This is a genomic window from Providencia rettgeri (assembly GCF_013702265.1).
Taxonomy (GTDB): domain Bacteria; phylum Pseudomonadota; class Gammaproteobacteria; order Enterobacterales; family Enterobacteriaceae; genus Providencia; species Providencia zhijiangensis.
On the sequence record NZ_CP059348.1, the window covers coordinates 93962 to 106292 of the forward strand.

Here is a 12331-nt window from a genome sequence, read left to right on the forward strand (position 1 = left end):
GCCTCTTACCCTTTTGTAGTTTAAAAATACTTACCGTTTTACAACGGCTGGTGCAACAATCTGAACAATCAGCACCGCTAAATAGGTCAAACCCAGTGGTGTTATTGACGCTTTAAACACACCAAAAGCAACAACTAAGACAGTAATAGTTGTCACAACCTTTAACCCTGCTCCTAATGCAAAGAACCAGGCAATGCGGACAGGTTCATCCTCTTCTTTTGCTTTTTCAAGGCGTGATAGCAGCATAAATACGATATTAGGTAACCAGCATGCTAACCCACCAGCAAGAGCAGAGGCCCCCCATTCTATACTATTTGCACAGAAAGCCCCACTGAGGATTACAAAAGTTATTAACTGAATAGACAGTTGCTTAGAAGCATTACTGCCATAAAGGGAAACAGACATAACTTTGTGTACTCCCAGCTCTCTCAGCCTAAGAAACGCTAAGGGTTGTAATAAAACTGCCTTTGCTTAAATGTGTCAAGAGACAAAAACGTGCAAATTATACGGGCAGGCGAAATGAATTCAATCAGTAAGTAGCGAAAAGGTGAATAAATATTTAATTTTTTCGAGATAGCGCAGAATTAAGACAGGTGGGATTAATAATTTATTAACGATTAGTCCCCTAAAAATAACTTTATGTGATTAAGATCACAACAAATCTTAATCTCTTGATTAATAACCACACTCTTTATCTGGTTAGAATCCTGTTTTTAAGCCATAAATCAAATAATTAAATTTGTTATTTTTTAGACAAAAAAATGAAAAGATAATTTGGATATTTCATTATTAATGCTAAAACGATTTAGTAAGAATATTAGATTAGGAATATTATTACCATTAATGTGATTATTTTTGATATATATTCGTTAATATTCTGTAAATAATAAGTGAATTTAAATTATCTTTATTTTAATTATATATAAAAATAGCCGTAACATTGTAAATGTACGGCTACCGCTCTAAAAGATAAAATAATTTTACTAAAAACTACGTTATTTTTTGAATAATTTAACCAAGTGACGCTGTTCGTCTAATTCGGGAATTTTTAGCTCTGTAATGGACTCAATTTCAAAGCCTTCTGGCAACTGTGTGAGTTCTTCATCACGAACTACACCTTTTAATGCATAAAAGCGCCCTTCCCTTGCAGGAAGATGGTGGCACCAACTCAGCATATCGTTGAGTGATGCAAAAGCTCGGCTAATTACGCCATCAAATCCATCTTCAACTGGATACTCTTCTACTCGAGATTGAACAGGCTCAATGTTAGTTAGCCCTAACTCATGCTGAACCTGTTTCAGAAAGCGTATACGCTTCCCTAAGCTATCCAATAAAACAAAGTGAGCATCAGGTCGAATGATCGCTAAAGGAACGCCAGGAAGCCCTGGGCCCGTTCCTACGTCGATAAATTTGTCGCCCTTGAGGTGATCGTTCACCACGATGCTGTCCATGATGTGGCGAACTAACATTTGTTCCGGCTCACGTACCGACGTTAAATTGTACGCTTTGTTCCACTTATGCAATAAACCGACATAATCGACTAACTGCTGTTTTTGCTTGTCAGTCAATTGGATGTCAGCTTTTGCCAATAGCTTTGTCAGTTTGCTGAGTAAATCCATATTATGCACTCCGACGCAACATGCCTTGTTTTTTGAGCCACACTAACAGAATTGAAATTGCTGCTGGTGTGATCCCTGAAATACGAGATGCTTGACCAATTGACGTTGGTTTGTGGTCATTCAGTTTCGCCATGACTTCGTTGGATAAGCCTTTCACTTGCTTATAGTCTAGATCAACAGGGAGTAATGTATTTTCATTACGCAGTTGACGTTCGATCTCTTCTTGCTGGCGAGCAATGTAACCTTCGTATTTCACTTGAATTTCAACTTGATCTGCCGCTTGAGGATCTTCAACACCCGGAGCAAACAGATTTAACGAGGTCAGCATTTGATACGTCATTTCAGGACGACGTAGTAAATCTTCACCATTCGCTTCTTTCGATAATGGAACGGTTAAAATTTGGTCGATTTCTTCATGGTTATCAGATTTAGGGTGAACCCAGATATCTTTTAAGCGTTGGCGTTCTTTTTCGATCATTTCGACTTTGCGGTTGAAGTGCTCCCAACGAACATCATCCACTAAACCTAATTCACGCCCTTTCTCGGTTAAACGTAAATCGGCGTTATCTTCACGCAGCATCAAACGGTATTCCGCACGAGAAGTGAACATACGGTACGGTTCTTTGGTACCTAATGTGCACAGGTCGTCAACTAAAACGCCTACATAGGCTTGGTCACGACGTGGGAACCAACCTTCAAGGTCAAATGCATGTTGTGCAGCGTTAAGACCCGCTAATAAACCTTGAGCTGCAGCTTCTTCATAACCTGTTGTACCGTTGATTTGACCCGCAAAGAACAAGCCTTCGATAAATTTGCTTTCGAGAGTTTGTTTTAGATCACGCGGGTCAAAGAAATCGTACTCAATGGCATAACCAGGACGGACGATCCTTGCATTTTCCATTCCCTTCATGGAATGAACAATTTTCATTTGAACATCAAATGGCAAGCTGGTGGAGATCCCGTTTGGATAAATTTCGTTGCTGGTTAAACCTTCTGGCTCTAAGAAGATCTGGTGAGCGTTTTTATCTGCAAAACGCATCACTTTGTCTTCAATTGAAGGACAGTAACGAGGGCCGATCCCTTCGATGACCCCTGCATACATTGGGCTGCGATCTAAGTTATTACGGATCACATCATGGGTTTGCTCATTGGTATAGGTGATGTAGCAAGGCACTTGTTGTGGATGCTGCTCTTGTGAACCTAAAAATGAGAATACTGGCATTGGATCATCACCTAGCTGTTGAGCTAACTGACTGAAATCAATAGTTCTTGCATCAATACGTGGTGGTGTACCCGTTTTTAAGCGGTTTACACGTAATGGCAATTCTCTTAAACGTTGAGATAACGTAATTGCGGGTGGATCACCAGCACGACCGCCACTGTAGTTTTCTAAACCGATATGAATTTTTCCATCAAGGAAAGTACCTACGGTTAATACCACCGCTTTGGCTTTAAATTTTAAGCCCATGCGGGTAACAGCACCGGTAACTCGGTTATTTTCAACAATCAGATCTTCAACAGGTTGTTGGAAGATCATTAAGTTTGGCTGATTCTCTAATGCAGTTCTAACAGCTTGGCGATAGAGCACGCGGTCTGCTTGTGCGCGAGTTGCACGAACCGCTGGGCCTTTACTTGCATTAAGTGTTCTAAATTGAATACCCGCTTTGTCAGTTGCGGTAGCCATTAAACCACCGAGGGCATCAATTTCTCTTACCAGATGTCCCTTACCGATCCCACCGATGGCTGGGTTGCAAGACATCTGGCCCAATGTATCAATATTGTGAGTCAGTAATAGGGTTTGACGCCCCATACGTGCAGCTGCCATTGCTGCCTCAGTACCGGCATGACCACCACCAATTACGATGACGTCAAATTGCTCTGGATAAAACATGTGTGAACCTTAACGTTAGAAAATGCGGATTCTGCATTCGAGGAGTGAATTCTACTCAAGTTTGATGGAGAGACCAAGCCCTGGCCTCTCGCCTATATAATATAAAGATCTTTTTTATTTAAAGATCTCTTTATTAGATCTTTTATTAGGATCGACGGTTTCTGTGAATAAGTGAATTTTCACTTTAAAGATCATCAAAGTGTAAAGGATCATATACTGTGAATGATCCGTGATCCTTTTGCGTATAAGCTGGGATCAAAACAGGGACTTATGCACAGGCCTTAGACGACCTAAAACTTATAATCTGGATAACTACCGGTTAATACCATGATCTTACCGGAGTTATCCACAGTTGTTTGCGGTTAATTTGAACAGATCAGAGTTCGTTTGCCCAAATTTTAACCCATTCTCCTGCAGGATCTTCAGGAATTTCGTGTTGCTGAACATCAATTTCAAAGCAATCACCGATCCTTTTTGCCCCATGATCCTGTAATAAGGTATCTAGGGTATGGATCGCACCACAAAAAGTGTCATATTCCGAACTGCCAATCCCTACTGCGCCATACTTGATCTTGCTCAGGTCTGGTGACTGAGTTTGAATTGCTTCCGCTAAAGCTTGGATATTTTCGGGAAGATCCCCTGCTCCATGTGTTGAGCTCACCACCAGCCATAACCCTTCAAGTGGTAAGTCATCCAGTTCAGGACCGTGCTGTATATCCGTTTCATAGCCGAGTTCTTCTAAAATCTCTGCCATATGCTCCGCAACATATTCGGCGCTGCCCATGGTACTGCCACTAATTAAGGTTACTTTTGTTACGCTCATGGTTACTCTCTTTCACATTAACAGGGCGCTATTGTACGCTGTGAATGAGCTGGGATCTACCTGTGGATAATGTGGTTATATCATTTTTTTTCTACGGGGTGATCGTTCGCATGATCGGGTTCTGTAAGGAGATCAGCGTTTCGGTTGATTGTATTTCATCGATAGTCTGAATTTTGTTGATAAGTACGTCTTGAAGGGAATCTATCGAGCGGCACATTACCTTAATAAAGATACTGTATTGACCCGTCGTATAGTAAACCTCTACGACTTCCTCTAAAGCATCCAGCTTTTTGAGGGCAGTATGATAATCCTTGGCACTTTTTAAAATGATCCCTATAAAGCAGCAGACATCAAAACCCAACTGTTTTGCGCTGATATCGATACGAGTTCCTTTTATGATCCCAGCCTGCTTCATTTTTTCCACGCGTACATGAATGGTTCCAGGACTTACCGAGAATTTTTTGGCGAGTTCAGCATAAGGTGTACGTGCATTGACCATTAATTCGTGAAGTATGTCACGATCGAGATTATCGATTTGATAATTTTCCGGCATTATTTAGCCCTCATTTTGATGATTATTCATTTTTATACCCATTTTTTTAATCAAAATAAACAGTAAAGGCTTTTTTTAATGATGGATATTGAATTTATACCTCGTTTTGTTGCTTAATCTACACATCGGCTAATTACAGCTAACAAATTATGGGTAAAATTATGGACAAGTCATTCATCGAACATCAGCAACAAATCAGCTTTGTGAAATCCTATTTCTCACGTTTACTTGAAAAAGAGCTTGGCTTAATTGAAGTTCAAGGTCCTATCCTGAGCCGTTTAGGTGATGGTACACAAGACAACTTATCAGGCTGCGAAAAAGCCGTTCAGGTAAAAGTGAAATCAATTCCTGGTTCAACGTTTGAAGTGGTTCACTCCTTGGCTAAATGGAAACGCAAAACCTTAGGTCGTTTTGGTTTCAGCGAAGGTCAAGGCTTGTACACACACATGAAAGCGTTGCGTCCGGACGAGGATCGCTTAACCCCAATCCACTCCGTCTATGTTGACCAGTGGGATTGGGAAAAAGTGATGGCAGATGAGGATCGTACGCTTCCTTATCTGAAGCAGACAGTGGGTAAAATCTATAAGGCAATAAAAGAAACAGAAGCTGCCGTAAGTAAAGAATTTGGACTGGCACCGTTCCTGCCAGACCAAATTCACTTTATCCACAGCGAAGAGCTGCTAAAACGTTACCCTGACTTAGACGCAAAAGGTCGTGAACGTGCGATTGCGAAAGAACTGGGTGCGGTATTCTTAATCGGTATCGGTGGAAAACTGTCAAGCGGCGAATCCCACGATGTGCGTGCACCAGACTACGATGACTGGACAACCGAAAACGAAGATGGCTTCAAAGGCTTAAACGGTGACATCATTGTTTGGAACCCAGTATTGCAAGACGCATTTGAGATCTCTTCAATGGGGATCCGTGTAAGCCCTGAGTGCTTAACTCGCCAACTCGGATTAACGGGTGATGAAAAACGTATGGAGCTGGAATGGCACCAAGCGTTAGTTAAAGGTGAAATGCCACAATCTATCGGTGGCGGTATTGGCCAATCTCGCTTAGTGATGTTACTGCTGCAACGTCAACATATCGGTCAGGTTCAGTGTGGGGTTTGGTCACCTGAAATGGCTGAAACTGTTGAAGATATGCTGTAATTAGCGATTAAAACGGCGCAGTAGTCGGCTTTTTAGCCCTGTATCAAAGCGCCAGATATGATCAAATATCTTCATGATACCGGGCTTCCCATAATTTGAGACTGATACCGCATGGAAGCGGTATTTACCAACCTTCTGAAGGGATTTAATCTTCTGAATTAACTCATCCGGTAAGCGTTGAGCCACAAAGTCTGAAATGACAACCGCATCGGCATCACTCCACTGCTTTGACTCTAATTTTACCGTTGTTTCTCGTAAACATGCCGCCAAGTCTGTTCCACCACGGAATGTTTGATGCAAGAAGCGCATACATTGTTCTAAGCCATCCGCAGAGAGAAGATCGTAATGAACAATTTCAGTGGAAAACAGCATCACGTGGCAAGCTCGGTTATCCGCCAGCGCGATTTTCATTAAGGCCAGACAGAACGCTTTTGCACAGCGTTCATTGATTCCACCCATAGAACCTGAAGTATCGATACACACGACAAATGGCCCTCTGGGCTGGTCTTCATGTTGATGATGGGTGACTGGGCGTAAAACTTTGCGTTCTTGCCAGCTTTCTCCTTGTAAGCGATAAGTAATAAGCTGCTTTTCTAATAACTTGCGGTAGAACTCAAATTCAATATCTTCGAGCCCTAACATCGCAAGCTCAGCCGGTAATAACCGCAGAATATCGTCACTCTGGTTTAAGCCATTCACTTGTTCTGGGACGGTTTCGGGAACTTTTTCCATCACCGTCATTGGCTCAAGGATCACATTATCATCAAGAATAGACTTAGCAGATTGGCTACGTCCGAGTAACTGAGCAATTTTTTCCAGCTCGGGTTGCTGGCGCAAAAAATCACTGTAGCGAGCGATTAACTGATCATTATAAGACGCTGGGTTACTAAACCCTTTACTCAGATCCCATAATCGCCCTGATGAACGTTCATTTTCCCCTAGAATATCCTCAAGATTGCCGCTCAGTGCTAAACGGCGCTGTAATTCCGCCAGCAGTTGCTCTTTTTCTTGCTCTAAGAGTTCTTTATGTAATGTAGTCACCTGCAAAATCAAACTAATACGCCAACGCTGAACAATCAAAGATTGCCGCGCACTGCGATTTTCAATTTTTCCCTTTTGCAGCTGTAGGGCTTCACGGTAAAACGGGGAATCTAACTGCTCGAGCCGTGCTATCACATCGGGTAATTGCGTGAAAAACGTATCAGTGGGGATGCCCAATGACTTCTGATATAGCCCAAACTCTTCAGAAAGTTGCTGAGGAACTAACGCATCTTGCAGCTTCTGTTTAAGGTCTTTTTTCCAACTGGAGAGATCTTTTAATAGTGCCTTTTTCAATCGAGGATGCTTTTCAAAGAAAACTGCCAGCTGTGGGGTGGCGAGAAGGGAAATAATAATCTCTTCAATCAGCTGGCTTTCATTCACTGAAAGCAATAATTCGAGGGACGCTAGGCTCATCATAGTGAATTAGCCACCTTTCCCATAATTTGCTGGCGGAGTTGGGTCAATTTATCGCTCAGTTTAATAAAGCTCTCTTCAACATCAGCGAGCCAATGCGCCTCGATAAACAGGTTAGGTTGCTGCTTCTCAAATTGGTATTTCGCCCCTTGGATCTCGTTTTGGATGGCATCAAGCTTATCTAGCCATTCTTTATTATTGGTTGTCGGCGCCGCTGTAGGGTTTTTATCTTGTAAATATAAGGTCGATGCTTGATGGCTAACATCTAACAGCTGAATTTGGTTTAAATTATTCACTTCAGCCGCCAGCTCTTGTGCGAAACCAATCCCATTAAGATGAGCTGATAAGGTGGTGCCTTTATTGAGGAAATTCACCAGTGATTTTTTCTCGGTGGTAATAAAGGTCACTTTCATATTATGTAGCTGCAATGGACGATGCAAAAATAGGGTTACGCGCCCTTCGCTAATATTATCAGGCAAGACATAAGAGGCTTTTCGCGCAAACATTGCGTTATTTTTTAAAACTTTAAACGCATCTTGGTTATTTTGATCTTGGGTGGATGACATCCACTGTTGGTAAACTTGTTCTATTTCTCGCGTAAATTTACGCTGTTGCCAGCCATCTTCCTGCACTAATGACTTGAGCAATTGCGGCAGTAAGTTCATTGACTGCATATCATGCCATAGGCAATCTTTGAGCAGCACAATATCCAACGGCGAAACTGAGTTTCGACCATTAAAGAAGGCGCTAGCCTGTAATAAATAAACGGCTTTTTTCCAACGTCTATCAGAGACATACAGATTCTTCTCTGTGGCATCAATCTGTTGGCGTAATTGGTAAATCAATTCAAAACAGTGATCGGGCAGCGAAACCTTGGGAATTTCTTTTTGCCATTCTCGATACTCTTCTTCACTGATTTTTAGGTGATCAGGAACCAAATTCTCTTCTTGCTGAGATTTGCCAGTCAGCAACGCGCGGAAATTTTGTTTCTCTTGGACTTTATCCAGCCAAATTCGCAGCAACATCCTATCAAACAGCGCTTCAAGGCTATTATCCGCATCGGGTAGCTCGTTGGATGCAGTGACTAGCAAACGCATGGGGATGTTTTTTTCTTCATCCCCATTACGGAATTTGCGCTCATTAATGGCGGTCAGTAAGGTATTTAAAATGGCAGGGCCTGCTTTCCAAATCTCATCCAAAAACACCACTTCCGCATCGGGCAGGTATCCTTTGGTTAAACGCTCATAACGCCCTTCATCTTTTAAGGCTTGAATGGAAAGTGGACCAAAAATCTCTTCAGGGGTAGAAAAACGCGTCATTAAATATTCAAACGCATTTGCTTGGCGGAAGGCATATTTCATGCGGCGGGCAATTAAGCTTTTCGCTATCCCCGGCGGTCCCAGCAAAAACACACTTTCACCACTGAGCGTGGCGAGCAAACACAAACGAATAGCTTGCTGGCGTTCATACAAACCACCTTCAAGGTAGTTGCTTAATTGGGCTATCCGTTCTGCTAATTGCATAAGGTGTTCCTTTTCTCTAAATAACTCGTCTAAGGGTTAGAGGGAGATGGTTATTGACCACGCTATTGCTAGGTTATCCGTCCTTTTATTCATTGTGCAATCAGTTTTATGATTTTTCTTTGATGTTATTTAGGATAAATAGCAACAAATCTAACTTGTAACGAACAACTGAGTATTAATTAAGCAGGAACGATTCAGCGACAACTTATTCAATAAGTTAGCTTTTTATGCGTAAAAATAGGCTAACGAAACGTTTCGATGGTGATCACAAAACCAAGATAAGAACATTGAGTTGTGACTATTCTTTACTATCATTGTATAAGCGAAACGTTTCGCTCATACAGAGCCGGAACCCAAAAGTAGAAAAAATAGACTAAAAACGGTGGTAAAGAATGAAGAAAGGTATGTTGCTTAACTCAAATGTTGCTTCCGTGATTGCCAAACTGGGTCATACCGACCATATCACGCTGGGTGATGCCGGCCTGCCAATTCCAGCCAGCGCTGAACGTATTGACCTCGCTGTGACGCAAGGACTACCGGATTTTATGTCTGTTTTGCGGGTGATCACCCAAGAAATGCAGGTAGAAAAAGCGATACTTGCTCAAGAAATCAGCAAAATAAATCCGCAAATGGAAAAAGCCATTTTAGCCCATCTTCATGAATTGGAAGCGGCACAGGGAAACCACATTGAAGTCATCTATTGCAGTCATGAACATTTCAAGCAACGCACTCATGAAAGCAAAGCGGTGATCCGAACAGGGGAATGTTCACCATACGCTAATATCATTCTTTGTTCTGGTGTGACTTTCTGAGGTGACTATGCAACCTTTATTAGAACTTATCGGCATTGATAAAGCCTTCCCCGGTGTAAAAGCCCTCTCGGGAGCCGCCTTAAAAGTCTACCCTGGTCGAGTCATGGCGCTGGTAGGAGAAAATGGTGCCGGTAAATCCACCATGATGAAAGTGCTCACGGGGATCTACAACAAAGACGCGGGCGCGATCCGTTACCTTGGTAAAGAAGTGGCGTTTAATGGCCCGAAAAGCTCCCAAGAAGCCGGGATCGGGATCATTCACCAAGAACTGAATTTAATTCCCGAACTGACTATCGCTGAAAACATCTTTCTAGGTCGTGAATTTGTAAATAGATTCGGCAAAATCGACTGGAAAAAAATGTTCAGCGAGTCAGACAAACTGCTCCAACGATTAAACCTTGATTACGATAGCCACCAAACCATCGCGGAATTATCCATCGGTGAACAACAAATGGTGGAAATTGCCAAAGTTCTCAGCTTTCAGTCTCAAGTCATCATTATGGATGAACCGACAGACGCACTTACCGATACCGAAACTGCCTCACTCTTTCGCGTGATTGAAGATTTAAAATCTCAAGGCTGCGGCATTGTGTATATCTCTCATCGTTTAAAAGAAATTTTCGAAATTTGCGACGATGTGACCGTTTTTCGCGACGGTCAGTTTATTGGCGAAAAGCCCGTCAGTGAATTAGAAGAAGAAAAACTGATTGAGATGATGGTAGGCCGCAAACTGGAAGACCAATATCCGCGAGTTGATGTGCCTGTTGGTGATATTCGTCTCCAAGTTGAAAATGTTTCTGGCCCCGGTGTCACCAATGCCAGTTTCACGCTAAAAAGCGGTGAAATTTTAGGTGTTTCAGGTTTGATGGGCGCAGGACGTACGGAGCTGATGAAAATCATCTACGGTGCAGCCCCGAAAAAATCCGGCAATATCCATTTAGAAGGTAAAAACGTTACCTTAAAAACCCCGCAAGATGGTTTGAATAACGGCATCGTTTATATTTCGGAAGACCGTAAGCGCGATGGTTTAGTTCTGGGGATGTCAGTAAAAGAAAATATGTCCTTAACGGCATTAGGTTACTTCAGCCACTTTGGCGGCACATTAAAACATGGCGAAGAGCAAATGACCGTGGGGGATTTTATCCGCTTATTTAATATTAAAACCCCATCCATGGACCAAATCATTGGAAATTTATCTGGTGGTAACCAGCAAAAAGTGGCTATTGCCCGTGGATTAATGACACGACCGAAAGTGCTTATCCTTGATGAGCCAACCCGTGGTGTCGACGTTGGGGCAAAAAAAGAGATCTACCAACTAATCAACCAATTTAAAAAAGAAGGGCTGAGTATCATCCTTGTATCTTCAGAAATGCCTGAAGTGATTGGGATGAGCGATCGCATTTTGGTTATGCATGAAGGGCATATCAGTGGCGAATTCTCTGCCAAAGAAGCAACGCAGGAAGCCTTAATGGCGGCCGCAGTCGGTAAAAATTACGGCTCAGTTCAGGAGTTAACAGCATGAGTTCAACAACCGCACCATCAAAACGCTACTTCAGCAAAGCATGGCTAATGGAGCAAAAATCATTAATCGCCCTATTAGTCTTAATTGCGATTGTTTCAACCCTAAGTCCTAACTTTTTTACGGTCAACAACCTGTTTAACATCCTACAACAGACTTCTGTAAACGCGATTATGGCAGTGGGCATGACGTTAGTGATTCTGACTTCAGGCATTGATTTGTCTGTGGGATCTCTATTGGCATTAACTGGTGCGGTAGCCGCATCGATGGTCGGCGCTGATGTGAATGCCTTTGTTGCTGTCGCGGGAGCATTAGCGCTCGGTGCTGCCATTGGTGCATGCACAGGGGTGATTGTCGCAAAAGGTAAAGTCCAAGCTTTTATCGCCACATTGGTCATGATGCTATTACTACGTGGTGTAACCCGTGTTTATACCGATGGCAGCCCAATCAATACGGGTTTTAGCGATAACGCCGATTTATTTGGTTGGTTTGGTATCGGTCGCCCATTAGGTATTCCTACCCCAGTATGGTTAATGGTTATCGTCTTTGTTGCAGCATGGTATATGCTGCACCACACTCGCTTAGGTCGTTATATCTATGCGTTAGGTGGAAATGAATCAGCGACCCGCTTATCCGGTATTAATGTCGATAAAATTAAAATTATCGTTTACTCCCTGTGTGGTTTATTAGCAGCGCTGGCGAGTGTGATTGAAGTTGCACGTTTATCTTCTGCTCAGCCAATGGCGGGTAACGGTTATGAACTGGATGCGATTGCTGCGGTGGTACTGGGTGGCACAAGCCTCGCTGGTGGTAAAGGGCGCATTGTTGGTACGCTGATTGGTGCGCTGATCCTTGGTTTCTTAAACAATGGTTTGAACTTATTAGGTATTTCCTCGAACTACCAAATGATCGTAAAAGCCGTTGTGATTTTATTAGCTGTACTTGTTGATAACAAAAAATAGTGATTCTGACCCCTACCCGA

General features: G+C 42.6%; 11 protein-coding genes. 4 read left to right on the forward strand and 7 right to left on the reverse strand.

From position 1 onward, the window contains the following. Positions 1-30: 30 nt before the first annotated feature. From atpI to asnC, 5 genes are all read right to left on the reverse strand, one after another. Positions 31-405 carry a F0F1 ATP synthase subunit I gene (gene atpI, locus H0913_RS00395; RefSeq protein ID WP_181477769.1) on the reverse strand — a complete coding sequence of 125 codons (375 nt, stop codon included), beginning with the start codon at positions 403-405 and terminating at the stop codon, positions 31-33. 590 nt (positions 406-995) lie between these two features. Then, complete coding sequence (gene rsmG, locus H0913_RS00400) at positions 996-1619, reverse strand: 16S rRNA (guanine(527)-N(7))-methyltransferase RsmG (protein WP_181477770.1); 624 nt, start codon at positions 1617-1619, stop codon at positions 996-998. Between the two features lies 1 nt (position 1620). Further along, positions 1621-3510, reverse strand: a complete 1890-nt coding sequence (gene mnmG / locus H0913_RS00405; RefSeq protein ID WP_181477771.1) for a tRNA uridine-5-carboxymethylaminomethyl(34) synthesis enzyme MnmG — start codon at positions 3508-3510, stop codon at positions 1621-1623. 376 nt (positions 3511-3886) lie between these two features. Beyond that, entirely contained in the window at positions 3887-4333 is a 447-nt protein-coding gene (gene mioC, locus H0913_RS00410; RefSeq protein WP_154603239.1) for an FMN-binding protein MioC, read from the reverse strand. Between the two features lie 91 nt (positions 4334-4424). Beyond that, positions 4425-4886, reverse strand: a complete 462-nt coding sequence (gene asnC, locus H0913_RS00415) for a transcriptional regulator AsnC (protein ID WP_036950600.1) — start codon at positions 4884-4886, stop codon at positions 4425-4427. A 161-nt stretch (positions 4887-5047) separates the two neighbouring features. Here asnC and asnA point away from each other — a divergent pair, with 161 nt between their 5' ends. After that, positions 5048-6040 (forward strand): aspartate--ammonia ligase, encoded by a 993-nt coding sequence (gene asnA / locus H0913_RS00420; RefSeq protein ID WP_181477772.1) that lies wholly within the window; start codon positions 5048-5050, stop codon positions 6038-6040. On the opposite strand, the gene viaA is transcribed toward asnA, so the two are convergent. Both viaA and ravA read right to left on the reverse strand, forming a co-directional pair. Next, a complete protein-coding gene (gene viaA / locus H0913_RS00425; protein WP_181477773.1) occupies positions 6041-7498 on the reverse strand; it encodes an ATPase RavA stimulator ViaA in 1458 nt (485 codons plus the stop codon). It lies immediately after the preceding gene. Next, positions 7495-9018, reverse strand: a complete 1524-nt coding sequence (gene ravA, locus H0913_RS00430; protein ID WP_154603242.1) for an ATPase RavA — start codon at positions 9016-9018, stop codon at positions 7495-7497. Before ravA ends, viaA begins: the two co-directional genes overlap by 4 nt. Positions 9019-9410: 392 nt before the next feature. On the opposite strand from ravA, the gene rbsD reads away from it, so the two are divergent. The 3 genes from rbsD to rbsC are packed head-to-tail and all read left to right on the forward strand — an operon-like array spanning position 9411 to position 12311. Beyond that, the gene (rbsD, locus tag H0913_RS00435) at positions 9411-9830 is read left to right on the forward strand and encodes a D-ribose pyranase (RefSeq protein ID WP_108479112.1); all 420 of its coding nucleotides are present in this window, start codon (positions 9411-9413) and stop codon (positions 9828-9830) included. A gap of 7 nt (positions 9831-9837) precedes the next feature. Then, the gene (rbsA, locus tag H0913_RS00440; protein ID WP_181477774.1) at positions 9838-11352 is read left to right on the forward strand and encodes a ribose ABC transporter ATP-binding protein RbsA; all 1515 of its coding nucleotides are present in this window, start codon (positions 9838-9840) and stop codon (positions 11350-11352) included. Next, positions 11349-12311, forward strand: a complete 963-nt coding sequence (rbsC, locus tag H0913_RS00445) for a ribose ABC transporter permease (RefSeq protein ID WP_181477775.1) — start codon at positions 11349-11351, stop codon at positions 12309-12311. Before rbsA ends, rbsC begins: the two co-directional genes overlap by 4 nt. Positions 12312-12331 lie beyond the last annotated feature (20 nt).

Coding starts and splice junctions, on each gene's coding strand:
- atpI (WP_181477769.1), bottom strand. CDS start 405: ATGTCTGTTTCCCTTTATGGCAGTAATGCTTCTAAGCAACTGTCTATT.
- rsmG (WP_181477770.1), bottom strand. CDS start 1,619: ATGGATTTACTCAGCAAACTGACAAAGCTATTGGCAAAAGCTGACATC.
- mnmG (WP_181477771.1), bottom strand. CDS start 3,510: ATGTTTTATCCAGAGCAATTTGACGTCATCGTAATTGGTGGTGGTCAT.
- mioC (WP_154603239.1), bottom strand. CDS start 4,333: ATGAGCGTAACAAAAGTAACCTTAATTAGTGGCAGTACCATGGGCAGC.
- asnC (WP_036950600.1), bottom strand. CDS start 4,886: ATGCCGGAAAATTATCAAATCGATAATCTCGATCGTGACATACTTCAC.
- asnA (WP_181477772.1), top strand. CDS start 5,048: ATGGACAAGTCATTCATCGAACATCAGCAACAAATCAGCTTTGTGAAA.
- viaA (WP_181477773.1), bottom strand. CDS start 7,498: ATGATGAGCCTAGCGTCCCTCGAATTATTGCTTTCAGTGAATGAAAGC.
- ravA (WP_154603242.1), bottom strand. CDS start 9,018: ATGCAATTAGCAGAACGGATAGCCCAATTAAGCAACTACCTTGAAGGT.
- rbsD (WP_108479112.1), top strand. CDS start 9,411: ATGAAGAAAGGTATGTTGCTTAACTCAAATGTTGCTTCCGTGATTGCC.
- rbsA (WP_181477774.1), top strand. CDS start 9,838: ATGCAACCTTTATTAGAACTTATCGGCATTGATAAAGCCTTCCCCGGT.
- rbsC (WP_181477775.1), top strand. CDS start 11,349: ATGAGTTCAACAACCGCACCATCAAAACGCTACTTCAGCAAAGCATGG.